Annotated in this window: 1 protein-coding gene; it reads right to left on the reverse strand. The window is 41.2% G+C overall.

From position 1 onward, the window contains the following. Positions 1 to 335 (reverse strand): AraC family transcriptional regulator (locus AAEY57_RS19550; protein ID WP_350608612.1); only part of this gene is annotated, 335 nt, incomplete at both ends.

A 335-nucleotide genomic window follows, 5' to 3' on the forward strand; every position in this document is an offset into this window, starting at 1 on the left:
GTTTTTAGCCCGTTCAATGCGTAAATAAATAAGTTGTTGTATTGGGCTTTTACCAAATTGCGCTTGGCATAAACGATGCAAATGCGGCGATGAGTAATGCACATGTTCGCACATTACCTCTATTGTCCAATCAAACTGCAAGCGCTTGTCTACCTCTTCAAACAGACTAATTAAACGGTTATGCGCCGCACCCTGTGAGTTATTTTGCAGCGTAGCATTTAAGTAATGACTTAAAATAGGCGTTACGCTTTCGCGTAAATTAGCATTAGACTCGCTGTATAAAAGCTCCATAGCAAGGTGTAACGGTTCAAGTTTTTGCTCGGTTAGTACCAGTG

Source organism: Pseudoalteromonas sp. MER144-MNA-CIBAN-0113, from assembly GCF_040308965.1.
Classification (GTDB): Bacteria; Pseudomonadota; Gammaproteobacteria; order Enterobacterales; family Alteromonadaceae; genus Pseudoalteromonas; species Pseudoalteromonas tetraodonis.